22 protein-coding genes and 1 tRNA gene are annotated in these 24,368 nt (G+C 63.3%); 18 read left to right on the top strand and 5 right to left on the bottom strand.

Annotated elements, in window-relative coordinates; translation table 11 throughout:
• Window positions 1-2: 2 nt before the first annotated feature.
• From BLS61_RS10645 to BLS61_RS10635, 3 genes are all read right to left on the bottom strand, one after another.
• On the bottom strand, window positions 3-548 hold the full coding sequence (locus BLS61_RS10645; protein ID WP_090430609.1) for a PAAR domain-containing protein: 546 nt from the start codon (window positions 546-548) through the stop codon (window positions 3-5).
• Between the two features lie 198 nt (window positions 549-746).
• A complete protein-coding gene (locus BLS61_RS10640) occupies window positions 747-2,048 on the bottom strand; it encodes a PQQ-dependent sugar dehydrogenase (RefSeq protein WP_090430607.1) in 1,302 nt (433 codons plus the stop codon).
• Window positions 2,045-2,470, bottom strand: a complete 426-nt coding sequence (locus tag BLS61_RS10635) for a DUF2231 domain-containing protein (RefSeq protein WP_090430605.1) — start codon at window positions 2,468-2,470, stop codon at window positions 2,045-2,047. Before BLS61_RS10635 ends, BLS61_RS10640 begins: the two co-directional genes overlap by 4 nt.
• A gap of 325 nt (window positions 2,471-2,795) precedes the next feature.
• Here BLS61_RS10635 and pedF point away from each other — a divergent pair, with 325 nt between their 5' ends.
• The 4 genes from pedF (at window position 2,796) to BLS61_RS10615 (ending at window position 5,992) form a co-directional block, all read left to right on the top strand.
• Window positions 2,796-3,215 (top strand): cytochrome c-550 PedF, encoded by a 420-nt coding sequence (pedF, locus tag BLS61_RS10630; protein ID WP_012018414.1) that lies wholly within the window; start codon window positions 2,796-2,798, stop codon window positions 3,213-3,215.
• A 148-nt stretch (window positions 3,216-3,363) separates the two neighbouring features.
• Window positions 3,364-4,236 (top strand): substrate-binding periplasmic protein, encoded by an 873-nt coding sequence (locus tag BLS61_RS10625; protein ID WP_090430877.1) that lies wholly within the window; start codon window positions 3,364-3,366, stop codon window positions 4,234-4,236.
• Window positions 4,237-4,257: 21 nt separating this feature from the next.
• On the top strand, window positions 4,258-5,007 hold the full coding sequence (locus BLS61_RS10620; RefSeq protein ID WP_090430603.1) for a quinoprotein dehydrogenase-associated SoxYZ-like carrier: 750 nt from the start codon (window positions 4,258-4,260) through the stop codon (window positions 5,005-5,007).
• A gap of 55 nt (window positions 5,008-5,062) precedes the next feature.
• On the top strand, window positions 5,063-5,992 hold the full coding sequence (locus tag BLS61_RS10615) for a quinoprotein relay system zinc metallohydrolase 1 (protein WP_090430601.1): 930 nt from the start codon (window positions 5,063-5,065) through the stop codon (window positions 5,990-5,992).
• Window positions 5,993-6,293: 301 nt separating this feature from the next.
• Here the strand turns inward: BLS61_RS10615 and BLS61_RS10610 are convergent, their stop codons facing one another.
• A complete protein-coding gene (locus tag BLS61_RS10610; RefSeq protein WP_090430599.1) occupies window positions 6,294-6,680 on the bottom strand; it encodes a hypothetical protein in 387 nt (128 codons plus the stop codon).
• A gap of 217 nt (window positions 6,681-6,897) precedes the next feature.
• On the opposite strand from BLS61_RS10610, the gene BLS61_RS10605 reads away from it, so the two are divergent.
• From BLS61_RS10605 to BLS61_RS10550, 12 genes are all read left to right on the top strand, one after another.
• On the top strand, window positions 6,898-8,673 hold the full coding sequence (locus tag BLS61_RS10605) for a methanol/ethanol family PQQ-dependent dehydrogenase (RefSeq protein ID WP_090430597.1): 1,776 nt from the start codon (window positions 6,898-6,900) through the stop codon (window positions 8,671-8,673).
• A 332-nt stretch (window positions 8,674-9,005) separates the two neighbouring features.
• On the top strand, window positions 9,006-10,526 hold the full coding sequence (gene exaC / locus BLS61_RS10600) for an acetaldehyde dehydrogenase ExaC (protein WP_090430595.1): 1,521 nt from the start codon (window positions 9,006-9,008) through the stop codon (window positions 10,524-10,526).
• 358 nt (window positions 10,527-10,884) lie between these two features.
• Window positions 10,885-10,956: a pyrroloquinoline quinone precursor peptide PqqA gene (pqqA, locus tag BLS61_RS10595; RefSeq protein WP_003243383.1), complete on the top strand. Its 72-nt coding sequence runs from the start codon at window positions 10,885-10,887 to the stop codon at window positions 10,954-10,956.
• A gap of 47 nt (window positions 10,957-11,003) precedes the next feature.
• On the top strand, window positions 11,004-11,918 hold the full coding sequence (gene pqqB, locus BLS61_RS10590; RefSeq protein ID WP_090430593.1) for a pyrroloquinoline quinone biosynthesis protein PqqB: 915 nt from the start codon (window positions 11,004-11,006) through the stop codon (window positions 11,916-11,918).
• Between the two features lie 23 nt (window positions 11,919-11,941).
• Window positions 11,942-12,694: a pyrroloquinoline-quinone synthase PqqC gene (gene pqqC / locus BLS61_RS10585; RefSeq protein ID WP_090430591.1), complete on the top strand. Its 753-nt coding sequence runs from the start codon at window positions 11,942-11,944 to the stop codon at window positions 12,692-12,694.
• 85 nt (window positions 12,695-12,779) lie between these two features.
• The gene (gene pqqD, locus BLS61_RS10580; protein WP_090430589.1) at window positions 12,780-13,058 is read left to right on the top strand and encodes a pyrroloquinoline quinone biosynthesis peptide chaperone PqqD; all 279 of its coding nucleotides are present in this window, start codon (window positions 12,780-12,782) and stop codon (window positions 13,056-13,058) included.
• Complete coding sequence (gene pqqE / locus BLS61_RS10575; RefSeq protein WP_090430587.1) at window positions 13,030-14,184, top strand: pyrroloquinoline quinone biosynthesis protein PqqE; 1,155 nt, start codon at window positions 13,030-13,032, stop codon at window positions 14,182-14,184. Before pqqD ends, pqqE begins: the two co-directional genes overlap by 29 nt.
• Window positions 14,172-16,055: an alpha/beta hydrolase family protein gene (locus BLS61_RS10570; protein WP_090430585.1), complete on the top strand. Its 1,884-nt coding sequence runs from the start codon at window positions 14,172-14,174 to the stop codon at window positions 16,053-16,055. The genes pqqE and BLS61_RS10570 overlap by 13 nt, the downstream gene beginning before the upstream one ends.
• Window positions 16,056-16,132: 77 nt before the next feature.
• On the top strand, window positions 16,133-17,296 hold the full coding sequence (ercA, locus tag BLS61_RS10565) for an alcohol dehydrogenase-like regulatory protein ErcA (RefSeq protein ID WP_090430583.1): 1,164 nt from the start codon (window positions 16,133-16,135) through the stop codon (window positions 17,294-17,296).
• Complete coding sequence (locus BLS61_RS10560) at window positions 17,280-19,001, top strand: hybrid sensor histidine kinase/response regulator (RefSeq protein WP_090430581.1); 1,722 nt, start codon at window positions 17,280-17,282, stop codon at window positions 18,999-19,001. Before ercA ends, BLS61_RS10560 begins: the two co-directional genes overlap by 17 nt.
• 80 nt (window positions 19,002-19,081) lie before the next feature.
• The gene (locus BLS61_RS10555) at window positions 19,082-19,489 is read left to right on the top strand and encodes a PA2779 family protein (RefSeq protein WP_090430579.1); all 408 of its coding nucleotides are present in this window, start codon (window positions 19,082-19,084) and stop codon (window positions 19,487-19,489) included.
• Window positions 19,474-20,427, top strand: a complete 954-nt coding sequence (locus BLS61_RS10550; RefSeq protein ID WP_244157935.1) for a PA2778 family cysteine peptidase — start codon at window positions 19,474-19,476, stop codon at window positions 20,425-20,427. The genes BLS61_RS10555 and BLS61_RS10550 overlap by 16 nt, the downstream gene beginning before the upstream one ends.
• Before the next feature lie 207 nt (window positions 20,428-20,634).
• On the opposite strand, the gene BLS61_RS10545 is transcribed toward BLS61_RS10550, so the two are convergent.
• Window positions 20,635-21,918, bottom strand: a complete 1,284-nt coding sequence (locus tag BLS61_RS10545; RefSeq protein WP_090430575.1) for an NAD(P)/FAD-dependent oxidoreductase — start codon at window positions 21,916-21,918, stop codon at window positions 20,635-20,637.
• 184 nt (window positions 21,919-22,102) lie between these two features.
• On the opposite strand from BLS61_RS10545, the gene BLS61_RS10540 reads away from it, so the two are divergent.
• Together BLS61_RS10540 and thrS are read left to right on the top strand one after the other, a co-directional pair.
• A tRNA-Val gene (locus BLS61_RS10540) sits at window positions 22,103-22,179 on the top strand.
• Between the two features lie 265 nt (window positions 22,180-22,444).
• Window positions 22,445-24,367: a threonine--tRNA ligase gene (thrS, locus tag BLS61_RS10535; RefSeq protein WP_090430573.1), complete on the top strand. Its 1,923-nt coding sequence runs from the start codon at window positions 22,445-22,447 to the stop codon at window positions 24,365-24,367.
• Window position 24,368 lies beyond the last annotated feature (1 nt).

Raw genomic sequence — 24,368 nt, 5'->3', positions numbered from 1 at the left:
CCTTATCCTAAAATGGAATTCAAAAGTTTTTCTGTAAGTGAGGCGGATTCAGCAGGCGGCTCGACAGCTAGTTTGAGGGCTACGCAGGTTTTTCCTGATGGATTCAGAAATTTAACGGAGTTATCCATATCGAACACGCCTTGGAGTATGGATCCGTCTTCAAAGTGTGCGCTGCAGACTAAACCCTCATAGCTTTCTTCGGCAGGAATTTTAAAACCGATCCATATAGTATGGCCGGGTAGTAGTGAAGGTTTGACAAAATTGGCAGGTGTGTGCGAGTCGCCAATAATCACTGTCCCCGAACCTCCGATTACGACGCTACCATGAGCGCCTCCCGTATCGATGGTGGCGGCGTTCTTGCCGTTTATGAATACCGTTGAAGACAGGCCGGAAGTCAGTGCACTGCCGCAGGTGCAAGTATCACCTTGTCTTGCGGCTGGCAGAGCATCGAACAGTACGTTCGGTGATCCTGTTGCTATGGGATTTGTGCCATGCCCTGGAATAGGGCAGCTAGATGGGTCGCTCAAGCGTGCTGCTGGTTTAGCCATGGTGGCCTCCTTAAATCCTTTTAGGTGGCTCAGCCTATCATTACCTTCGCGCTGCTTTTTGCTCTCTGCCCCATATTTGTGAGCATTCCCACGCTCCGCGCCCGCTTGTATGACGTAGTGCAGCGCAGACCGCTGGCGACGCAGGGCGTCACAGGCTGGCTCCCACGCAGAGCGTGGGAACCATGCAACTTCACAGCCTCACTCGCCGCCTTCGCGCACCACCCGCCAAACCGTATTGGCCAGATCATCGGCCACGATCAGTGCGCCGCGCGGATCGACCGTCACGCCCACCGGGCGGCCACGGGTCCTGCCGTCTTCAGTGCGAAAGCCAGTGACGAAGTCGATGGGGTCGGCTGAAGGACGGCCGTTTTCGAAGGGCACGAAGATCACCTTGTAGCCCACCGGGTTCTTGCGGTTCCAGCTGCCGTGCTCGCCAACGAATACGCCGTCGGCATATCGCTCGCCCATTACCTCGCTGGAAAAGTCCAGGCCCAGGGCGGCGACGTGTGCGCCCAAGGCGTAGTCCGGTTCGATGGCGGCGGCGACCTTGTCCGGGTCCTGCGGTTTCACCCGTGGGTCGATGTGCTGGCCGAAGTAGCTGTAGGGCCAGCCGTAGAAGCCGCCTTCCTGCACCGAGGTCAGGTAGTCGGGCACCAGGTCCTCGCCCAGCTCGTCACGCTCGTTGACCACCGCCCACAGGGTGCCGGTGCCCGGCTGAATGGCCAGTGCGGTGGGGTTGCGCAGGCCGGTGGCGTAGGGCTTGTAGGCGCCGGTTTCGGCGTCCACCTGCCAGACCATGGCGCGGTCGACTTCGGCCTCCATGCCACGTTCGGTGATGTTGCTGTTGGAGCCGATGCCGACGTACAGGTAGCGGCCGTCCTCGCTGATGGTCAGCGCCTTGGTCCAGTGGTGGTTGATCTCCGATGGCAGGTCGGCGACCTTGCTCGGCGGGCTGCTGGCCTTGGTCTGGCCTTCCTGGTAGTCGAAGCGCACCAGCTCGTCCTGGTTGGCCACGTAGAGGTTGCCCTCGTGCAGGGCCAGGCCGTAGGGCGCGTTGAGGTCTTCGGCGAACACCGTCTGCAGCTCGTAGGTGCCGTCGCCATCGGCATCGCGCAGCAGGGTCAGGCGGTTGCCGCTTTCCACCGAGGTGGTGCCGCGCGCCTTGATCACGCCGGCGATCATGTCCTTGGGCTTGAGCTTGGGTGCATTGCCGCCACGGCCCTCGGCAACGAGGATGTCGCCGTTGGGTAGTACCAGGGTTTGCCGGGGAATCTTCAGGTCGGTGGCGATGGCGCTGACGCTGAAGCCTTCGGGCACGGTCGGTCGCTGATCGCCCCAGGGCGTCGGCTCGGCGATGGTCATGCTCGGCAGCAGGCCGCGTTCGGGCTTGGGCAGGTCGGGCTGGACGCCGTAGAACTGCTGGTCGCTGCCCGGCTCTTCACCGCACGCGGTCAGCAGCAGGGCCAGGGGCAGGGCGGTCAGTGCGATGGCAGCTTTCATCGGGCTTCTCCTGTGCGTGGCTGGGCCAGGCCGACCCAAGTGGCGGCAGCGGCCAGCAGGGTGACGATCAGCGATAGCGCCAGGCCTATGGGCATGACGGCCCAGGCGTCCTTGGCGTGCTCCAGCGCGTTGATGAAACCCAGCACCCAGGTGGCCAGTAGCAACAGGGGATAGGTGATCGACTGGCGCCTGGCGCGTTCACGGAGCTGTCCGATCAGGGCGAACAGCAGCGCCAGGCCGGCGGATACCAGGGCGCCGGCGATCAACCAGGAGGCGAAGTTGCTCCATTGGATCTGGTAGCTGCGGTAGTAGGCGATGTCGGCGATCAGGGCGCCGAGAAACAGCGGCATCTGGCTGCACAGCACGATGGCATGCAGGCGGCTGGGTGGGCTCGTATGGACGGTGGGTGCGACGGTGGTCACGGCAGGTCCCTCCTGGGTCGATGGCGGATGGCGGCTCGGCGGCGGCCGCTTCGATCTGGCAGTTCCTAGGAAAGGATTGCCCGGAAGCCGGCTTGGTTCAGTCTGTTTTGCCCGGCGCGGTACGAGCCAGCCGACGCCGATTGCCTCGCCGAGGGTTGGCAAAAGCCCCGGCATGGCATCCCTGATACCCCCGACCCAAGCCCTACTACCAAGGGACTAGAACGCGACCACCAAAGCAGCATTCGGCGCGTTGCGCGGCCTTTCTAAGATGATCGCCACAAGCTCTGAACGGGCTGTCTTGCGTGCATTAGATGAGGTCCTAGCCATGAACAAGAAGATCCAATCCACCCTGGCGTTGCTGCTGCTCGCCGCGTCGACCAACCTCTGGGCGCACGGCGATGTGGTACCGCAGGCAGTGAACACCGACGGCCTGGAGCCACTGGGTGAGGAGTGGCTGGACGAAAACCCCTATCGCGACAATCCACGCGCCATCGAGATCGGCTCCTCTGCCTACAACCAGAACTGCGCCGCCTGCCATGGTCTGGAAGCCAAGTCCGGCGGTATCGCTCCGGACCTGCGCCTGCTGGAGCTGGGCGCCAGCGGTGACGAATGGTTCAAGGAGCGGGTGATTCACGGCGCGGTGCGCGATGGGCGTGTGTACATGCCGAAGATGGCCGACTACCTGAGCCAGGAAGCCCTGTGGGCGGTGCGTACCTATCTGGAGAGTGTGCACGTCGAGGAGTAAGCGCTTGATGATAAATCTGCTGCGCTCGGCATCTCGCGTTTCGGCGGTGCTCGCAATGCTCATGTACTTCAATACATTCCGCTTGCTGCGCTCCTGCGAAGCGCGACCTGCCATCGCTCGCGACGATTTCTTCATAAGCGCTCGCGTCATGCGCCGGCTGATCCACCTGTGTGGCCTGCTGCTTTGCCTGGGCACAGCCCAGGCGCAGGTGCGTGATTTCGACCGCATCATCGAGTCGGGCACTCTGCGTGTGGCGCTGTACCAGAACTTCCCGCCCTACAGTTACGAGGAGGGCGGTCAGCCGCGCGGTGTCGACTACGAGCTGGCCAAGGCACTGGCAGAAGGGCTTGGCCTCCAGCTGCAACTGATGTGGGCGCCGCCGGGTGAGAAGCTGGACGACGACCTGCGCGACTACATCTGGCGTGGCCGGGTGACCGCGCAGGGCCAGTTGGCCGATGTGATGCTGCGTGTGCCTTACGACCGTGACTATGCGCAGTTGCGCAACGAGTTGGGCGAACTGGTCAACGAGCGCGTGGTGATGTTCGGCCCCTATCAGCGCGAGCGCTGGCAGCTGGCCTTCGATCGTCGGCGCCTGCCCGAGGTGCCGAGTATCCATGCCTTGCGTCAGCACCCGGTCGGGGTGGAGGTCGAGAGCGTGCCCTCGTTCTACCTGAGCTCGGTGCACGGCGGCATGCTCAGCCAGGAAACCCGACACTACCCGACGCCCAAGCAGGCATTTGCCGCCATGCAGGGTGGTGAGGTGGATGCAGTGATGGCGCTGCGTGGCGAGGTGGACTGGCTGGTGCACGAGGCCAATGACCCGCAACTGGCGTTGGCCGAGAACGCCTACCCGGACATGGGCCGGCAGATCTGGGAAATCGGCATGGCGGTGCACGAGACCAATCGTCAGCTCGCCTATGCCCTGGAAGAACAGCTGGAAAGCCTGATTCTCGATGGTTCGCTCGAGCGCCTGTACGCACGCTACGGGCTGCGCTTCGAGAGGCCTGAACAATACCAATAAGAGTCGAGCCGGAGGTGGGCGATGGATTGGCGTAGCCTGATGTTGCTGGCCCTGTTTGCCTGGGCCTGGGAAGCGCGGGCGGCCGCGCCCGATCCGGTCGCTTCGGTAATGTGGGATTACTACCACCAGCGTCTGCTGAGCGGTGAGGCTTTCGTTTTCGACGACAGGATTCGCCTCGAGGTGCCACCATTCGCCGAGGATGCGCGCCAGGTGCCGATCCAGATCGACGCCAGCGCCTACCGCGGCAAGGTCAAACGTATTCTGGCCTGGGCCGAACTCAACCCCATCCCGCGTATTCTCGATTTCACCCCCGGCGCCGAGCTTGAGCCGAGCCTGGCCATCCGTATCCGCGTCGAGCAGGCCACGCCGATTCGTGCTGCGGTGCTCACCGACGATGGCGTCTGGCATATCGGCTCGGCTCGCGTCGAGGCGGCAGGCGGCGGTTGCACTGCGCCCAGCGTGGTGCGTGCCGAGGCTGGCTGGGAAGAGCGCCTGGGCCAGGTGCTGGGCAAGCGCTTCGTACGCGGCGAGGACAGCCGCCTGCGCCTGCAGGTGTCGCACCCGATGGACAACGGCCTGGTCGGTGGCATCCCCGAGTTCTACATCGAGGAAGCCGAGCTGCGCGATGCCGAGGGCCAGGTGCTGGGGCGTATCGAATTGTTCCCGGCGGTCAGCGAGAACCCGACGCTGACCTTCGACCTGCGTGGCGATCAGCAGGCCGAAGTCTGGCTGCGCGACAACAACGGCAACGAATTCCAGGCCGCGTTCTGAACGCGGCCCGCCGGTAGGGTGCGCCGCGCGCACCAATCCCATCTAGGAGGCCTCCATGCGTTGGGTGCTACTGCTGACCTGCCTGTTCGCCAGCCTGGCGCAGGCGCTCGATTACCAGCTGCAACCCCGGCAGATCGCTGACGGCGTCTGGCTGCTGGAAGGCAGCACCGACAATTTCGCGGCGAAAAATGGCGGCAATATCGTCAACCTCGGCTTCATCGAAACCGCGGACGGTGTGGTGGTGATCGACACCGGGCCGTCGCGGCGCTACGGCGAGGCGCTGCGCCAGAGCATCGAGAAGGCCACCGGCAAACAGGTGGTGCGCGTACTGCTGACTCACCATCATCCCGATCATGTGCTGGGCAACCAGGCCTTCGCCGGCGTACCCATCGCTGCGTTACCCGAGACCACGCGATTGCTGGCCGAACAGGGCGACGCCATGGCAGAGAACATGTACCGCCTGGTCGGCGACTGGATGCGCGGCACCGAGGTGGTGTTGCCCAGTGAGGAGGTGCAGGAGGGCACGCTGGAAATTGGCGGCAGGCGCCTGCAATTGCTGGCGCTGCGCGGCCACACCGGCGCCGATCTGGCGATACTGGATGAGCGTACGGGCGTGTTGTTCGCTGGCGATATCCTGTTCTACCAGCGCGCGCTGACCACACCGAACAGCCCCGGGCTGGACGTGTGGCTGGCCGATCTGGATCGGCTCGAAGCGATGCCATGGAAGCAAATCGTGCCCGGCCATGGCCCGGTGACCACGGACGCGGCGCCCTTTGCGCAGATGCGCGATTACCTGGGCTGGCTCGATGGCTTGCTGCGTCAGGGAGCAGAGCAGGGCGCGGAGATGAACGAATTGATCCGCGCGCCCATCCCCGCGCGCTTCGCCCAGGTCAATCTGTCGCGTTATGAGCTGATCCGCAGCGTCAGCCATCTCTACCCGCGCTACGAGCGCAACGCCATGACGCGGGTGGATCGTCAGGATTAGAGACTTGCGGAGTCATCGGTGCGCACGGCGCACCCTACGCGAACGTCGCCACGGCTCCGTTGTGCGGCGTGCGGTGCTGTATGGGGTATTGCGCTGTGGGAGGGGCTTCAGCCGCGACCTGTGCAGGAAGATATCGCCGCTAAAGCGCCTCCCACTCTTATGCCGGCTTCGTAGCCCGGATGAAATCCAGGAGAGATTTGCTATCCCCGGATTTCATCCGGGCTACAGGCTGCTCTTGTGGGAGGGGCTTTAGCCGCGACCAGACATCGCTGCTGAAGCGCCTCCCACAGTGCGTCTGGGCCTAGAGCTCTTCGTCATCACGAATCAGCACGTAATGACGGCCATGCTCGGTCTCTTCGTGGTCATAGACGTAATACATCACCACTTCGCCCTGGTTGGACTGCACGGCCACATAGTCACCGCTCTCGGGCATGAAGAAATCCCGAGTCGCCGGCTTGGCCAGGCATTCGATATGGGCCGTGACGAAGTGGGTGGGATCTTCTTCGCCGTAGTAGTCCTCGCGTTGGTGCGCGTCCCAGTCCTGCGGCGGCTCGAAGGCGCCGGTGATCAGGACCTTGCCGTCGCCCAGGTCCTGCTCTTCGGCATCCGGGTCCTGCTCGTCGGGACGATAGACAGTGCAGTCCAGTGCATCGGGATGGTTGAGAATTTCCTGGCGAGGATGGGGCACGGGCGTCTCCGATCAGAATGTGCAGGCGGCCAAGTGTCCGGCAAAGCTGGGGCCGCCGCAATCGTCATGATCGCAGGCTGTGGAGCAGGTATTGCTACCAAGGAACGAGGAAAATCGGCTGGGGGTGCAATTGTTGGGTGGCCTGTGCGAGCCAAGAATTTGCGGCAGACCGGGAAAAATTCCCGGCAATAACAATGAACCCGCAGAGGTAGCCGCAATGAAACACGCCGGTCTTCGCCAGCCTTTCCTCCTCACCGCACTCTGTGCCGCCATGCTGTTGCCGTCCGCCGCCGCGCTGGCGGTCACCGACGCCGAGATTCTCAAGGACGCCACCACCACCAACGAGATCGTCACCAACGGCCTCGGTCTGCAGGGCCAACGCTACAGCCCGCTGAACATCCTCAACGATCAGAACGTCAAGGAGCTGCGCCCGGTGTGGACCATGTCCTTCGGCGGTGAGAAGCAGCGCGGCCAGCAGGCGCAGCCGCTGATCAAGGACGGCGTGATGTACGTCACCGCCTCCTATTCACGAGTGTTCGCCGTCGATGCGCGCACCGGGCGTGAGCTGTGGCAGTACGAAGCCCGCTTGCCGGACGACATTCGCCCTTGCTGCGACGTGATCAACCGTGGTGTCGCCCTGTACGACGATCTGGTGATCTTCGGCACCCTGGACGCCAAGCTGGTGGCGCTGAACAAGGACAGCGGCAAGGTGGTGTGGAGCAAGCGCGTGGCTGATCACAAGGCCGGTTATTCGATCACAGCAGCGCCGCTGGTGGTGGGTGGCAAGCTGATCACCGGCGTCTCCGGTGGCGAGTTCGGCGTGGTCGGCAAGATCGAAGCCTATGATCCGAAGAATGGCGACCTGCTGTGGAGTCGTCCGACCGTCGAAGGCCACATGGGCTACGTCTACAAGGACGGCAAGGCCGTCGAGAACGGTATCAGCGGCGGCGAGGCCGGCAAGACCTGGCCGGGCGACCTTTGGAAGACCGGCGGCGCCGCGCCCTGGCTGGGCGGCTACTACGACGCTGACACCAACCTGCTGTTCTTCGGCACCGGCAACCCGGCGCCGTGGAACTCGCACCTGCGCCCGGGTGACAACCTCTACTCGTCCTCGCGCCTGGCCCTGAACCCGGACGATGGCAGCATCAAGTGGCACTTCCAGACCACCCCGCACGACGGCTGGGACTTTGACGGCGTCAACGAGCTGGTCTCCTTCGACTATCAGGAAGGCGGCAAGACCGTGAAGGCGGCGGCCACCGCTGACCGTAACGGCTTCTTCTACGTGCTTGACCGCACCAACGGCAAGTTCATCCGCGGCTTCCCCTTCGTCGACAAGATCACCTGGGCCAAGGGCCTGGACAAGAATGGCCGGCCGATCTACGACGATAGCAACCGCCCGGGTTCGCCGAGCGCGGCAGAGAAGGGCAAGAGCGTGTTCGCCGCGCCGGCTTTCCTCGGCGCGAAGAACTGGATGCCCATGGCCTACAGCCAGGACACCGGCCTGTTCTATGTGCCGTCCAACGAATGGGGCATGGACATCTGGAACGAGGACATCGCCTACAAGAAGGGCGCGGCCTACCTGGGCGCCGGCTTCACCATCAAGCCGCTGAACGAGGACTACATCGGTGTCCTGCGTGCCATCGATCCGAAGACCGGCAAGGAAGTCTGGCGCCACAAGAACTACGCGCCGCTGTGGGGCGGGGTGCTGACCACCAAGGGCAACCTGGTGTTCACCGGTAACCCGGAAGGCTACCTGCAGGCGTTCAACGCCAAGACCGGCGAGAAGGTCTGGGAGTTCCAGACCGGCTCGGGGGTGATCGGCTCGCCCGTGACCTGGGAGATGGACGGCGAGCAGTATGTCTCGGTGCTGTCCGGCTGGGGTGGTGCGGTACCGCTGTGGGGCGGCGAGGTGGCCAAACGCGTCAAGCACCTGAACCAGGGCGGCATGCTGTGGACTTTCAAGCTGCCGAAGGAGCTGGTCGCCAAGCGCTGATCGGTTGATGTGGCAGACGATGGCCGGACTTTGTCCGGCCATCGTCGTTTCCGGCTCCCACTGGCCCGTTGCGAGCTGCTTCGAAATGTCACGGGGCGAATTTTCGTATCCGGGAACGCAAGGCGAAGCGAACGGGTCTAGCCTTTAGCCTTCGCAGCCCTGCCACCTTGCTGCCAAATGACCCGTGCCAGACCGCTCGCCGCTCTACTACCAAATGACGAGACGATCTGTGCCATGGGCGCATACCGAGGTCGCGGGGGCCTTCCTAAGATCGAAGCATGACTCGCTTCCCCGATTGGCAGCGGGCTCCGACAACAAGAGAGGTCAGCATCATGATTTACGCGAAACCGGGTACTCCAGGCGCCGTCGTCACCCTCAAGCCGCGCTATGGCAACTACATCAATGGCGAATTCGTCGCTCCGCTCAGTGGCCAGTACTTCAGCAACACCAGCCCGGTCGACGCTTCGGTGATCGCCGAATTCCCCCGTTCCAACGCTGCCGATATCGACAAGGCGCTGGATGCCGCGCATGCCGCCGCCGATGCCTGGGGCCGCACCAGCGTGCAGGAGCGTTCGCACATCCTGCTGAAGATCGCTGATCGCATCGAAGCCAACCTCGAGCTGCTGGCCGTGGCCGAAACCTGGGACAACGGCAAGGCCGTGCGCGAGACCCTCAACGCCGACGTGCCGCTGGCCGCCGACCATTTCCGCTACTTCGCCGGCTGCATCCGCGCGCAGGAAGGCAGCACCGCCGAGATCAACGACGGCACCGTGGCCTACCACTTCCACGAGCCGCTGGGCGTGGTCGGGCAGATCATCCCGTGGAACTTCCCGCTGCTGATGGCCGCCTGGAAACTCGCCCCGGCCCTGGCTGCCGGCAACTGCATCGTGCTCAAGCCCGCCGAGCAGACCCCGCTGTCGATCACCCTGCTGGTGGAAATCATCGGCGACCTGCTTGCGGCCGGCGTGCTCAACATCGTCCAGGGCTTCGGCCGCGAGGCCGGTGAAGCGTTGGCCACCAGCAAGCGCATCGCCAAGATCGCCTTCACCGGTTCCACCCCGGTGGGCTCGCACATCCTCAAGTGCGCCGCCGAGAACATCATCCCGTCCACCGTCGAGCTGGGCGGCAAGTCGCCGAACATCTTCTTCGCCGACATCATGAACGCCGAGCCGGCCTTCATCGAGAAGGCTGCCGAAGGTCTGGTGCTGGGCTTCTTCAACCAGGGCGAGGTGTGCACCTGCCCGTCGCGCGCACTGGTGCAGGAGTCGATCTACGACGCCTTCATGGCTGAGGTGATGAAGAAGGTCAAGCAGATCAAGCGCGGCAACCCGCTGGACACCGAGACCATGGTCGGCGCCCAGGCCTCGCAGCAGCAGTTCGACAAGATCCTCAGCTACCTCGAGATCGCCCAGCAGGAAGGCGCTCAAGTGCTCACCGGTGGCGCGGCCGAGCGTCTGGACGGTGACCTGGCCAGCGGTTACTACATCCAGCCGACCCTGCTCAAGGGCACCAACCAGATGCGCGTGTTCCAGGAAGAGATCTTCGGCCCGGTGATCGGTGTAACCACCTTCAAGGACGAGGCCGAGGCCCTGGCCATTGCCAACGACACCGAGTTCGGCCTGGGTGCCGGCGTGTGGAGCCGCGACATCAATGTCGCCTACCGCATGGGCCGTGCGATCAAGGCCGGTCGCGTCTGGACCAACTGCTACCACCTGTACCCGGCGCATGCCGCGTTCGGTGGTTACAAGAAGTCCGGTGTCGGCCGTGAAACCCACAAGATGATGCTCGACCACTACCAGCAGACCAAGAACCTGCTGGTGAGCTATGACATCAATCCGCTGGGCTTCTTCTGATTACTGATGCATGAGGCCGCATGTTCGCTCCGGCGTGCGGTCTTCTTGAAAGCGTAGGGTGCGCTGTGCGCACCGCTGGTGCCCTGCTGGAAGAATGATCCCTCGGTGCGCGCAGCGTACCCTGCCCGAAGCACGGCAGCAGACCCTTATCGCGACGCGGCTTCGGCCGCGTTTTTTATTGGCACATGTTTCAGGGGCGGCGATGACCGGAACCTTCGCGGGGCGATCCATGCCTATTGATAGCGTCACCTACCAATGCCAGTGCCGATTCATCCCAAAGTACCATTTGGCCTCTTGCCTGGCGGGGGCTTAATGAGGGTGCCGGAATGCCCCGGCGCCATAAAAAGAGGACCGCACCATGTGGACTAAACCCGCCTACACCGACCTGCGTATTGGCTTCGAAGTGACCATGTATTTCGCCAACCGCTGATCGCTCCTGGCCCCGGCCCGTCCGGGGCATCCCCCTGGTAATCCGCCATGCATATCCAGATTCTCGGTTCCGCCGCCGGTGGCGGTTTTCCCCAGTGGAACTGCAACTGCCGCAACTGCCGCGGCGTGCGCGCCGGTACCCTGCGCGCGCAGCCGCGTACGCAGTCGTCCATCGCCATATCCGACGAAGGCGAGCAGTGGATCCTGTGCAACGCCTCGCCTGACATTCGCGCGCAGATCGAAGCCTTTCCGGCGCTGCAGCCTGCGCGCAAACTGCGCGACACGGCGATTGCCGGCATCGTCCTGCTCGACAGCCAGATCGACCATTGCACGGGCCTGTTGACCCTGCGCGAAGGCTGCCCGCATCAGGTCTGGTGCACCGAGATGGTCCATCAAGACCTGACCACCGGCTTTCCCCTGTTCAACATGCTCAGCCACTGGAACGGCGGCCTGCAGCACCGGCTGATCGAGCTGGATGCCAAGCCGTTCACCATCCCCGCCTGTCCTGGGCTGAGCATCACCGCCATTGCCCTGCGCAGCAGCGCGCCGCCGTATTCGCCGCATCGCGGCAATCCGCATCCGGGCGACAACATCGGCCTGTTCATCGAGGACTTGCGCACGGGCGGAACCTTGTTCTACGCCCCCGGCCTGGGCCAGGTGGACGAGCAACTGCTGGGCTGGATGCGCCGCGCCGACTGCCTGCTGGTGGACGGCACGCTGTGGCGCGACGACGAGATGCGCGTATGCGAGGTGGGCGACAAGCTCGGTAGCGAGATGGGCCACCTCTGCCAGAGCGGTCCCGGCGGGATGATCGAGTTGCTCGACGGTCTGCCGACCGCACGCAAGATCCTTATCCATATCAACAACACCAACCCGATTCTCGACCTGGATTCGCCCGAGCGTGCCGAGCTGGACGCCCACGGCATCGAGGTCGCGTTCGATGGCATGAGCATCGTTTTGTAGGCTGTGCGCACCGGGGAGTTCTGATGAGCCAAGCTGCCATGACACCTGCCGAGTTCGAGCAGGCGCTGCGCGCCAAGGGCGCGCTGTACCACATCCATCATCCGTTTCATCGCGCCATGTACGAAGGGCGCGCCACCCGCGAGCAGATCCAGGGCTGGGTGGCCAACCGCTTCTACTATCAGGTCAATATCCCGCTCAAGGATGCGGCGATCCTCGCCAACTGTCCGGATCGCGAAACGCGGCGCGAGTGGATTCAGCGCATCCTCGACCATGACGGTGCACCGGGTGAGGATGGCGGTATCGAAGCCTGGCTGCGCCTGGCCGAGTCGGTCGGCCTTGACCGCGAGCAGGTGCTGTCGCAGGAGCTGGTGCTGCCCGGCGTGCGCTTCGCCGTCGACGCCTACGTCAACTTCGCCCGCCGCGCCAGCTGGCAGGAAGCGGCCAGCAGCTCGCTGACCGAGCTGTTCGCGCCGACCATCCACCAGTCGCGCCTGGACGCCTGGCCGCAGCACTACCCGTGGATCGATGCGGCCGGTTACGACTACTTCCGCAATCGTCTGAGCCAGGCGCGGCGCGACGTCGAGCATGGCCTGCGCATTACCTTGGAGCACTACCGCACCCGTGATGCGCAGGAACGCATGCTGAACATCCTGCAGTTCAAGCTGGATGTGCTGTGGAGCATGCTCGACGCCATTAGCATGGCCTACGAGCTGGAGCGCCCGCCGTATCACACGGTGACGGCCGAGCGTGTCTGGCATCGGGGGATAGCGTTATGAGCCGCAAGACACTGGTGCGCACGGCGCACCCTACGGACGAGTTCTTTGTAGGGTGCGCCGCGCGCACCATCACGGAGCCGCAACCATGACCTCGACCATCCTGCCCAATGTCCCCGCCATCCGCCGCGGCTTCCGCCTGCAGTTCGAACCGGCCCAGGGTTGCCATGTATTGCTTTACCCGGAAGGCATGATCAAGCTCAACGACAGCGCCGGTGAGATTCTCCAGCAGGTCGATGGCAAGCGTTCGGTGGCCGAGATCATCGACAACCTGCACCAGCGCTTCCCCGATGTGCCCGGCATCGACGAAGACATCCTGGCCTTTATCGAGGTGGCCCATGCACAGTTCTGGATCGAGCTTCGCTAAAGCAGGTCATGAACCAGGGCCACCGCTTTGGCTCCTGGCCGAGCTGACTTATCGTTGCCCGCTGCAGTGCCCGTACTGCTCCAATCCCCTGGACTTCGCCAAGCAGGGCGCCGAACTCAGCACTGCCGAGTGGATCGAGGTATTTCGCCAGGCCCGTGAGCTGGGCGCGGCGCAGCTGGGCTTTTCCGGCGGCGAGCCGCTGGTGCGTCAGGATCTGGCCGAGCTGATCGCGGCGGCGCGGGGCCTGGGCTACTACACCAACCTGATCACCTCCGGTATCGGCCTGACCGAAGCACGTATCGCCGAGTTTGCCGATGCCGGGCTGGACCATATCCAGATCAGCTTTCAGGCCGCCGACGAGGAGGTGAACAACCTGCTGGCCGGCTCGCAGAAGGCCTTCGCGCAGAAGCTGGCCATGGCCCGCGCGGTCAAGGCCCACGGCTACCCGATGGTGCTCAACTTCGTCACCCACCGGCACAACATCGACAATATCGAGCGCATCATCGAGCTGTGCCTGGAGCTGGAGGCTGACTTCGTCGAACTCGCCACCTGCCAGTTCTACGGCTGGGCCGAGCTCAATCGCGCCGGCCTGCTGCCAACCCGTGCGCAGCTGGAGCGCGCCGAGCGCATCACCAACCAGTGGCGCGACAAGCTGGCGGCGGAGAACCACCCGTGCAAGCTGATCTTCGTCACTCCCGACTACTACGAGGAACGGCCCAAGGCCTGCATGAACGGCTGGGGCAACTTGTTTCTCGACATCACCCCGGACGGCACCGCGCTGCCGTGCCATAGCGCGCGGCAGCTGCCGGTGCAGTTCCCGAACGTGCGCGAGCACAGCGTCGAACATATCTGGCGGCATTCCTTCGGCTTCAACCGCTTTCGTGGCGACGACTGGATGCCCGAGCCGTGCCGCAGCTGCGATGAGAAGCACAAGGATTTCGGCGGCTGTCGCTGCCAGGCCTTCATGCTCACCGGCGATGCCAGCAACGCCGACCCGGTGTGTGGCAAGTCGGCGCACCATGAGGTGATTCTTGCCGCACGCCGCCAGGCCGATGAGGCGCCGCTGGGGCTGGATGCCCTGCAGTATCGCAACGAGAAGGCCTCGCGGATCATATGCAAGGCATGACTGACCCGGACTCGATCTGGAGCGCCGAACAGGCCGCAGCCGCCAGCGCCGATTTCGCCGAGCTGCACGCTGCTCATGGTGGCGTGCTGTGGGTGGCATTCGATCCCGGGCTGGCGCGGTGTGGACTGTTCTTCTGTCGCGACGGCGTGGTGTGCGAGCTGACGCCGCCGGGGTTTTCCGCGCGCAGCCGCGTCTATGAGTACGGCGGCGGCGCCTGCTGCGCCACGGAGCAGGGCGTGGCCTTCGTCAATGAGCGTGATCAGCAGGTCTATCGCATCGATATTGGCCTGGACGGCGGTGCGCACGGCGCACCCTACCCAAGTACCGATCAGCCTCACTGCCGCTACGGCGACTTGTCCTTCGTGCCCGCCTGGCAGGCGCTGCTGGCGGTGGAGGAAAGCCACGAAGGCGGCGCAGTGGTGCATCGCCTGGTGCGTATCGGCCTCACCGGCCATCGCCAGGTGTTGATCGAGGGCGCGGACTTTTATGCCGCACCGGTGGCCGACCCCACTGGCCAGCGTCTGGCCTGGATCGAATGGGATCGCCCCTACCAGCCCTGGGTCGCCACGCGCCTGTGCCAGCGCGAGTCTGGCGAACGCACCCGCATACTGGCCGGGCAGGGCAGCGATCAGGCCCTGCAGCAGCCGCGTTTCGATGCGCAGGGCCGGCTCTGGGTACTGAGCGACAAAGCCGGCTGGTGGCAACCCTGGTGTGTCGATGGGCAAGCGCAACCTCAGGGCGCTTCCTGCGATCACGTCCCCGCGCCCTGGCAACTGGGCGGCCGAACCTATCTGCCGCTGGAAAGCGATGAGTTTCTGCTGACCCGTTTCGAGCAGGGGAGAGCAGTTCTCGTAGGGTGCGCCATGCGCACCAACCCTCTCGCCTCCATGGCCAATGGTGCGCACGGCCTAGGCGGCCCCGCGACACCCTACGAGCGGCGGCTGGCTGGAGATTTCACCCGCTTCCGCTCGCTGACCGCCGATGCCGAGCATTTCTATTGCATCGCCGCTGCGCCGGACCGTCTACCAACGGTGCTCGCCATTCGCCGCAGCGATGGCGCACCGCGAATACTTGCTGGGGGTGAGGCGCCCCTGAGCGAGAATCATCTGGCCCGGCCGCAGCCGTTTAGCTGCACAGTGGGCGAGGATGAGCACTGCCATGGCTTTTTCTACTCGCCGGTTTTCACCAAGGAACGCCCGCCACTGGTGATCTTCCTGCACGGCGGGCCCACTTCAGCCTGCTACCCGGTGTTCGATCCGCGCATCGCCTTCTGGACGCTGCGCGGCTTCGCCGTGCTCGATCTCAACTACCGTGGCAGCAGTGGCTACGGCCGCGCCTATCGCCTGCGTCTGGCGGGCGGGTGGGGCGAGCTGGAGGTCGAGGACATTCGTGCAGCCATCGAAGCACTGGCCGGCGAGGGCCGTATCGACCCGCAGCGAGTCTTCGTGCGCGGCGGCAGCGCTGGCGGTTTCAGCGCGTTGCGGGCGCTCGCCGAACTGCCGCAGCTGCGTGGCGGCGCCAGTCTCTATGGCGTCAGCGACCCGCTGGCGCTACGCCGGGTCACCCACAAGTTCGAGGCGGATTATCTGGACTGGCTGATCGGCGACCCACAGCAGGATGCCGAGCGGTATCGAAGTCGTACGCCGCTGTTGCAGGCCGACAGGATCAGGGCGCCGGTGATTTTCTTCCAGGGCGCGCTGGACGCCGTGGTGGTGCCAAGCCAGACCGAAACCATGGTCGAGGCGCTGCGCCGTCGAGATTTACCGGTGGAATATCACCTGTTCGCCGAAGAACGCCATGGTTTCCGTCAGGCCGCCAATCTGGCCGAGGCCTTGCGCGCCGAACACGCCTTCTATCGGTGGCTGATCTGAACGGAGGTCGCATTGCATAAACCGGGCGATGCAGTAGGCTGAGCGCAATTCCATAACAACAAGATCCAGGCCGTTGTATGAGCCATGATTTGAGTCAGCTGCGTAAGTTCGTATCGCCGGAAATCATCTTTGGCGCCGGCTCCCGGCATAACGTCGGCAATTACGCCAAGACCTTCGGCGCGCGCAAGGTGCTGATCGTCTCCGATCCCGGTGTGGTCGCTGCTGGTTGGGCCGGTGACGTCGAAGCCAGCCTCCAGGCTCAGGGCATCGCCTACTGCCTGTACACCAGGGTCTCACCCAACCCGCGTGTGGAAGAGGTGATGGAAGGCGCCGAGCTGTATCGCAGCGAAGGCTGCAACGTCATCGTTGCGGTCGGTGGCGGCAGCCCGATGGACTGCGCCAAGGGCATCGGCATCGTCGTTGCCCATGGTCGCAGCATTCTCGAATTCGAAGGTGTGGACACCATTCGCGTGCCCAGCCCGCCGCTGATCCTGATTCCGACCACTGCCGGCACTTCAGCCGATGTCTCGCAGTTCGTGATCATCTCCAATCAGCAGGAGCGGATGAAGTTCTCCATCGTCAGCAAGGCGGTGGTGCCGGACGTGTCTCTGATCGACCCGGAAACCACGCTGAGCATGGATCCGTTCCTCTCGGCCTGCACCGGCATCGATGCGATGGTGCATGCCATCGAGGCGTTCGTTTCCACCGGCCACGGCCCGCTGACCGACCCGCACGCGCTGGAAGCCATGCGCCTGATCAATGGCAACCTGGTGCAGATGATCGCCAACCCAGGCGATATCGCTCTGCGCGAGAAGATCATGCTCGGCAGCATGCAGGCCGGCCTGGCCTTCTCCAACGCGATCCTCGGCGCGGTGCATGCCATGAGCCACAGCCTCGGCGGCTTCCTCGATCTGCCGCATGGTCTGTGCAATGCGGTGCTGGTCGAGCATGTCGTGGCGTTCAACTACAGCGCGGCGCCGGAGCGTTTCAAGGTCATCGCCGAAACCCTCGGCATCGACTGTCGCGGCCTGAATCACGCACAGATTCGTCAGCGTCTGGTCGAGCATCTGATCGCCTTCAAACATGCCGTTGGCTTCAGTGAAACCCTCGGTTTGCATGGCGTCGGCACTTCGGACATTCCGTTCTTGTCCAGTCATGCCATGGACGACCCTTGCATCCTCACCAACCCGCGCGAATCGACCCAGCGCGACGTCGAGGTGGTCTATGGCGAGGCGCTCTGACGAAGCGCTGGCCGGGCTGCTCGGTCTCGGTAGCCAGTCGGCGCGCAAGAGTCACTATCCCGAGCTGCTGGCGCGCCTGGAAGAGCTGGAAACCGAGCGCAACCGCTACAAGTGGCTGTTCGAGCACGCAGTACACGGCATCATCCAGGCCAGCCTGCAGGACGGCGTGCTGGCGGCCAATCCGGCGATGGCGCGCATGCTTGGTTATGACGATCCGCAGCAGGTGCTCTGGGCACCGGACGACCTGGCCCGGCACCTGTTCGTTGGCGGCTTCGATGAGCTGACGCTGATTCGTGAGCGCCTGAGCCAGGGGCAGGCGCTGCTCGGCTACGAAACGCGCCTGCGCCGGCGCGATGGCAGCACCATCGACGTGCTGATGAATTTGCTGCTCAAGCCTGAGGGCGATGGCGTCTTCGAGGGCTTCGTCGCCGACATCACCGAGCGCAAGCAGGCGCAGAAACGCCTGCAGCAGCTCAATGACGAACTGGAGCGCCGCGTCGCCGCTCGCACCTTCGAGCTGCTCGAGTCCAACCGCAACCTGCAACGGCAGATCGAGGAACGCGAGCGCATCGAACTGGCCTTGCGCGAGGCGCGCGACGCTGCCGAGGCAGCCAACCGCAGCAAGGACAAGTACCTGGCCGCGGCCAGCCACGACCTGCTGCAGCCGCTCAATGCCGCGCGTTTGCTGATTTCTACCTTGCGTGAACGCGAGCTGCCGAGCGCCGAGCACAATCTGGTGGAGCGCAGCCATCTGGCGCTGGAGGGCGCCGAGGATTTGCTGGCGGATCTGCTGGATATCTCCAAGCTGGATCAGGCTGCGATCAAGCCGGATATCGACGTCTATCGCCTGGAAGAGCTGCTGGCGCCGCTGGCATCGGAGTTCGACAGCGTCGCCAGTTCCAGTGGCCTGCGTCTGCGTGTGCATATCGCCGACTGCGCGTTACGCACCGACTTTCGCCTGCTCACACGTATCCTGCGCAATTTCCTCAGTAACGCCTGCCGCTACACCGAGCGCGGTGGTGTGCTGCTTGGCGCGCGGCGCCGAGGGGCCTTCGTCGAGCTGCAGGTATGGGACAGCGGACGCGGCATCCCGGCCGATCAACTGGACAAGATCTTTCTCGAATTCAACCAGCTGGACGTCGGTCGCGCCGCCGAGCGCAAGGGGGTTGGCCTGGGCCTGGCCATCGTCGAGCGTATCGCGCGCATGCTTGGTTACCCGATAGAGGTGCGTTCGCAGCCGGGGCGCGGTTCGCTGTTCAGCATTCGCGTACCCCTGGCCGAGACGCTGCCGCAGCGGCAGGTGCACGCGGCGCAGCCGGCGCTTGGCAATCCTCTGCCTGGGCGGCGCCTGCTGGTGGTCGACAACGAGGTGGACATCCTGCTCAGCATGCAGGCGCTACTCGGTCAGTGGGGCTGCGAGGTGGTTACGGCGGTCGATTTGGAAGAAGCCCGGCAGCGTCTGCAGGGCAAGGCGCCGGAGGTGATCCTGGCGGATTATCACCTCGACCATGGCGTGCTCGGTTGCCAGGTGATTCAGCAGTTGCGTGATGAGTTTGCCAGGCCGATTCCGGCACTGATCATCAGTGCAGATCGCAGCGATGCCTGTCGGCGCGAGCTGCAGGCGCTCGGCGTGCCCCTGCTGAACAAGCCGGTCAAACCGGGCAAGTTGCGTGCGGTGCTCAGCCAGCTTTTGGCTGAGACGTGAGCGGCGGCAGAGCGACGGAGTGAACCTGCGAGATTTTGGTGCTGTCTATTGGCTACCTCGTCCCTCAGGAGATAACCATAATGACAATTACCATGAACCCCGTTATGCGCCGCCTGGCGGCCATCACCGCGCTGTTCCATCTGCTTCTGGTGGTACAGATTCCCGCCGCCAATGCCGCGATGATCGGCACTCACGAAGTGATCGCCGAGCAGCAGCACAAGGTGGATCAGCAGCAACTGATGGCCATGCTCGATGACGAGCAGGTGAAGGAGAAGCTGGTCGCCATGGGCGTCGAGCGTGATCAGGTGGAGTCGCGTATCGCCAGCCTGACCCCGGCCGAACTGGCGCAGTTCAATCAGCAGCTGGATCAGGCGCCTGCAGGCGCCGGCGTGGTCGGCATCATCGTGTTGTTTCTGGTGATCTTCATCATCACTGATATGCTGTGCGCCACCAACATCTTCAATTTCGTCAAATGCATAAATCGCTGATTCGCTTCTGCTGTATCGCTTCCATCGTTCTACTCACAGCCTGCGCTCGGTCTCCGGTGTTGTCACCGGAGGCCGAGCGTTTGCCTGAACGGGTCGAACTCACCGACGTTCCCTTCTTTCCCCAGGCCGCCTACCAGTGCGGGCCGGCGGCCTTGGCCACCATGCTCAACCAGCGCGGTGTGCTGACCACGCCCGGTGCGCTGAAGGACAAGGTCTACATTCCCAGCCGCGAAGGCAGCCTGCAGGTCGAGATGGTCGCCGCCGCGCGCAATCACGAAATGCTGGTCTACCCGCTGCAACCGCGGCTGGACGCCGTACTGGCAGAAGTGGCCGCCGGCAACCCGGTGCTGGTGCTGCAGAACCTGGCATTCGACTTCTATCCGCAGTGGCATTTCGCAGTGGTGGTCGGCTACGACCGTCGCGAGCGCACGCTGATCCTGCGCTCCGGCACCACGCGTCGACAACTGGACAGCTTCGCCAGCTTCGACAAGACGTGGGCGCGGGGCGGCCGTTGGGCGGTGCTGACCCTGCCGCCGGAGCGCCTGCCGGCGCAGGCGGACATGCATGCATGGATGAAGGCCGCCAACGACCTCGAGCAAACCGGCAATGCCCAGCCGGCGCGGCGCGCCTATCGCCGCGCCAGCGAGGCCTGGCCGGAACAGGCGTTGCCCTGGTTCGCCCTGAGCAACAGTCGCTACGCCGATGGTGATCGCAAGGGCGCCGAGCAGGCGCTGCGCGAGAGCCTCAAGCGCGAGGCGGATTTCGCGGCCGGCTGGTTCAATCTGTCCCAGCTGTTGGGCGAGCAGGGTTGTGCGCGCGAGGCGCAGCAGGCCCAGGCCTGTGCTCAGCGCCTGGCGCCGGAAGATTCGCGGTTCTCCGTGCCGCCGAAAGTCAGCGGCTCCGGTGGTCAGTGTCAGGCCTTGCCGGCCTGCCCGTGATGCAAACGAAAACGGCGCCCTTGGGCGTAATACCGATCAGATACGGTTGTAAACGCGGCCTTTCGTAGGAGCCCCGCCCCGGGGCGAAGCTTTTCAATCGGGCATCGCCCTGGTTCGCGGCGGGGCGCCGCTCCTACACATTCGCAGCGTCGACGCTTAACTAACTGGTATTACGTCTCTGGGCGCCGTTTTCGGTGATGGACGGGGTTACACGCCCAGCTTGTCGCGCAGCGTGTAGTACCAGGCGCCGATGGCGCTGAACGGCACCTGGAACATCCGCCCGCCGGGGAAGGGGTAGTGCGGCAGACCGGCGAAGGCGTCGAAACGTTCGGCCTGACCGCGCAGGGCTTCGGCCAGCACCTTGCCGGCCAGGTGCGTGTAGGTCACACCATGGCCACTGCAACCCTGCGAGTAGTAGATGTTGTCGCCGATACGGCCGACCTGCGGCAGGCGCGACAACGTGAGCAGGAAGTTGCCGGTCCAGGCGAAGTCAATCTTCACGTCCTTTAGCTGCGGGAAGGTCTTGAGCATCTTTGGGCGGATGATCGCTTCGATATTGGCCGGGTCCCGCGCACCGTAGACCACGCCACCGCCGTAGATAAGACGCTTGTCACCCGTGAGGCGGTAGTAGTCGAGCAGGTAATTGCAGTCCTCGACGCAGTAGTCCTGCGGCAGCAGGCTGGCAGCGACTTCATCAGACAGCGGCTCGGTGGTGATCACCTGGGTGCCGCACGGCATCGACTTTGACGCCAGCTCCGGTACCAGATTGCCCAGATAGGCGTTGCCTGCGACCACCACGAACTTGGCCTTGATGCGGCCTTGCGGGGTATGGACTACCGGATTTGCGCCACGCTCGATGCGAGTGGCCGGGGATTGCTCATAGATCACGCCGCCCAGCGACTCCACTGCAGCAGCCTCGCCCAGAGCCAGATTCAGCGGATGGATATGACCACCGCTCATGTCCAGCATGCCGCCGACGTAATTCTCTGTGGCCACCACCTCACGGATGCGCTTGGCGTCCAGCAACTCCAGCTGGGTGTGGCCGTAGCGTTCCCACAGCTTCTTCTGCGATTCGAGGTGGCCCATCTGCTTGCTGGTCAGCGCGGCGAACACGCCGCCGTCCTTCAGGTCGCACTGAATGTCGTACTTGGCGATACGCTCGCGGATGATGCGCCCGCCCTCGAAGGCCATCTGCCCGAGCAGTTGCGCCTGCTTGGGGCCGACGCTGCGCTCGATGACGTCGATGTCGCGGCTGTAGCTGTTGACGATCTGCCCGCCATTGCGACCGGAAGCACCGAAGCCGACCTTGGCGGCTTCGACGATGCTCACCTTGAAACCGTTCTCCAACAGGAACAGTGCAGTGGACAGGCCGGTGTAACCCGCACCGATGATGCATACATCGGTTTCCACCTCACCTTGCAGGGCAGGGCGTTGCGGGACGGGGTTGGCTGAAGCGGCGTAATAGGATTGTGGATATGCCGTGTGCGCCATATTGAACCTCTGTTCTTTATTTTTTACGAATGAATCGATGCTACCTGAGTTGAAAATGCCCGGCTAGTGCCCGTGCAAAATATTCAACGTTCCTGCTTCGAATAAAAAATTGGCCTATTTCAGTGAGTTAGCGAAAAAACCTGTTGACGGCCAAAAAGATCTGCGTAAAATGCGCACCCATCGAAGGCACATAGCTCAGTTGGTTAGAGCACCACCTTGACATGGTGGGGGTCGTTGGTTCGAGTCCAATTGTGCCTACCAAATCGATAAAAAGGGGTCGCTGAGCGACCCCTTTTTTATTGCTCGAATTCTTCGAGCAGGCTTTGCGTGTTTGTTTCAAGCGGCAGCTTGTCAGGGCTCAGGCTTTCTGAAAGCATCCGCACTCTTTACTTCCAGTGACTCTGGTTCGGTCTGGTTGGCCTTCGGGCTCCTGCCATCGTTAGGTGGGTATACCGCTGAATCGCTTCCTGGCTCATCCCAACCCACGTGACCTTTGGTAGGGGTCACCACTAGGAGAGGAGGCGCCATGCCCATCATTACTCTTCCCGACGGCAGTCAGCGTTCGTTCGATCATCCGGTATCCGTGCTGGAGGTCGCTCAATCCATTGGTGCAGGTCTGGCCAAGGCCACCCTGGCTGGCAAGGTGAACGGCAAGCAGGTCGATGCCTGCGACGTTATCGATACCGACGCCACCCTGCAGATCATCACGCCGAAGGACGAAGAGGGGCTGGAAATCATCCGCCACTCCTGTGCTCACCTGGTTGGGCATGCGGTCAAGCAGCTGTACCCGAATGCCAAGATGGTGATCGGCCCGGTCATCGATGAAGGCTTCTATTACGACATCGCCATCGACCGTCCCTTTACTCCGGATGATATGGCGGCCATCGAGAAGCGCATGGCCGAGCTGATCGACAAGGACTACGACGTCATCAAGAAGATGACGCCGCGTGCCGAGGTCATCGAGCTGTTCAAGTCGCGTGGCGAGGAATACAAGCTGCGTCTGATCGACGACATGCCGGACGAAAAGGCCATGGGCCTGTACTTCCATGAAGAGTACGTCGACATGTGTCGCGGTCCGCACGTACCCAATACCCGTTTCCTCAAGGCCTTCAAGCTGACCCGCATTTCCGGTGCCTACTGGCGCGGCGACTCGAAGAACGAGCAGCTGCAGCGTGTCTATGGCACTGCCTGGGCGGACAAGAAGCAGTTGGCTGCCTATATCCAGCGCATCGAAGAGGCCGAGAAACGCGATCACCGTCGCATCGGCAAGCAGCTCGACCTGTTCCATCTGCAGGAAGAAGCGCCGGGCATGGTGTTCTGGCATCCCAATGGCTGGACCGTCTACCAGGTGCTGGAGCAGTACATGCGCCAGGTGCAGCGTGAGAATGGCTACGTGGAAGTGCGCACCCCGCAGGTGGTCGATCGCATTCTCTGGGAGCGCTCCGGCCACTGGTCCAACTACGCCGAGAACATGTTCACCACGGCTTCGGAAAATCGCGATTACGCGGTCAAGCCGATGAACTGCCCGTGCCACGTGCAGATCTTCAATCAGGGCCTTAAGTCCTACCGCGACCTGCCGCTGCGTCTGGCGGAGTTCGGTGCCTGCCACCGCAACGAGCCGTCCGGTGCGCTGCACGGCATCATGCGCGTGCGCGGCTTCGTGCAGGACGATGCGCACATCTTCTGCACCGAGGATCAGGTGAAGAAGGAAGCGGCCGATTTCATCAAGCTGACCCTGCAGGTCTATGCCGACTTCGGTTTCACCGATATCGCCATGAAGCTTTCGACTCGTCCGGCCAAGCGCGTGGGTTCCGAAGAACTGTGGGATCGCGCCGAAGGTGCGCTGGCCGATGCGCTGAACGAGTCCGGCCTGGCCTGGGAATATCAGCCGGGCGAGGGCGCCTTCTACGGTCCGAAGATCGAATTCACCCTGCGTGACTGCCTGGGGCGCAACTGGCAGTGCGGTACGCTGCAGTACGATCCGAACCTGCCGGAGCGTCTGGACGCCAGCTATATCGCCGAAGACAACAACCGCAAGCGCCCGGTCATGTTGCACCGCGCGATTCTCGGTTCGTTCGAGCGTTTCATCGGCATGCTGATCGAGCACTACGCCGGTTCCTTCCCGGCCTGGCTCGCGCCGACCCAGGCGGTGATCATGAATATCACCGACAAGCAGGCCGATTTTGCCCGCGAAGCGGAGAAAACTCTCAATCAAAGCGGTTTTCGTGCCAAGGTTGACTTGAGAAACGAAAAGATCGGCTTTAAAATCCGCGAGCATACCTTGCTCAAGGTTCCCTATCTCTTGGTTATTGGAGATCGGGAAGTCGAGACACGATCCGTTGCTGTGCGCACCCGCGAAGGCGTCGACCTGGGGTCAATGCCTCTCGAGCAGTTCGCCGCGCAATTGCAGCAAGCGGTTTCCCGGCGTGGTCGCCAAGATTTGGAGTAAG

Source organism: Ectopseudomonas guguanensis, from assembly GCF_900104265.1.
In the GTDB taxonomy this organism is placed as follows: Bacteria; Pseudomonadota; Gammaproteobacteria; order Pseudomonadales; family Pseudomonadaceae; genus Aquipseudomonas; species Aquipseudomonas guguanensis.
This window is presented reverse-complemented; position numbering and strand designations above follow the sequence as displayed.

Coding starts and splice junctions, on each gene's coding strand:
- BLS61_RS10645 (WP_090430609.1), bottom strand. CDS start 548: ATGGCTAAACCAGCAGCACGCTTGAGCGACCCATCTAGCTGCCCTATT.
- BLS61_RS10640 (WP_090430607.1), bottom strand. CDS start 2,048: ATGAAAGCTGCCATCGCACTGACCGCCCTGCCCCTGGCCCTGCTGCTG.
- pedF (WP_012018414.1), top strand. CDS start 2,796: ATGAACAAGAAGATCCAATCCACCCTGGCGTTGCTGCTGCTCGCCGCG.
- BLS61_RS10625 (WP_090430877.1), top strand. CDS start 3,364: ATGCGCCGGCTGATCCACCTGTGTGGCCTGCTGCTTTGCCTGGGCACA.
- BLS61_RS10620 (WP_090430603.1), top strand. CDS start 4,258: ATGGATTGGCGTAGCCTGATGTTGCTGGCCCTGTTTGCCTGGGCCTGG.
- BLS61_RS10615 (WP_090430601.1), top strand. CDS start 5,063: ATGCGTTGGGTGCTACTGCTGACCTGCCTGTTCGCCAGCCTGGCGCAG.
- BLS61_RS10605 (WP_090430597.1), top strand. CDS start 6,898: ATGAAACACGCCGGTCTTCGCCAGCCTTTCCTCCTCACCGCACTCTGT.
- exaC (WP_090430595.1), top strand. CDS start 9,006: ATGATTTACGCGAAACCGGGTACTCCAGGCGCCGTCGTCACCCTCAAG.
- pqqB (WP_090430593.1), top strand. CDS start 11,004: ATGCATATCCAGATTCTCGGTTCCGCCGCCGGTGGCGGTTTTCCCCAG.
- pqqC (WP_090430591.1), top strand. CDS start 11,942: ATGAGCCAAGCTGCCATGACACCTGCCGAGTTCGAGCAGGCGCTGCGC.
- pqqD (WP_090430589.1), top strand. CDS start 12,780: ATGACCTCGACCATCCTGCCCAATGTCCCCGCCATCCGCCGCGGCTTC.
- pqqE (WP_090430587.1), top strand. CDS start 13,030: ATGCACAGTTCTGGATCGAGCTTCGCTAAAGCAGGTCATGAACCAGGG.
- BLS61_RS10570 (WP_090430585.1), top strand. CDS start 14,172: ATGCAAGGCATGACTGACCCGGACTCGATCTGGAGCGCCGAACAGGCC.
- ercA (WP_090430583.1), top strand. CDS start 16,133: ATGAGCCATGATTTGAGTCAGCTGCGTAAGTTCGTATCGCCGGAAATC.
- BLS61_RS10560 (WP_090430581.1), top strand. CDS start 17,280: ATGGCGAGGCGCTCTGACGAAGCGCTGGCCGGGCTGCTCGGTCTCGGT.
- BLS61_RS10555 (WP_090430579.1), top strand. CDS start 19,082: ATGACAATTACCATGAACCCCGTTATGCGCCGCCTGGCGGCCATCACC.
- BLS61_RS10550 (WP_244157935.1), top strand. CDS start 19,474: ATGCATAAATCGCTGATTCGCTTCTGCTGTATCGCTTCCATCGTTCTA.
- BLS61_RS10545 (WP_090430575.1), bottom strand. CDS start 21,918: ATGGCGCACACGGCATATCCACAATCCTATTACGCCGCTTCAGCCAAC.
- thrS (WP_090430573.1), top strand. CDS start 22,445: ATGCCCATCATTACTCTTCCCGACGGCAGTCAGCGTTCGTTCGATCAT.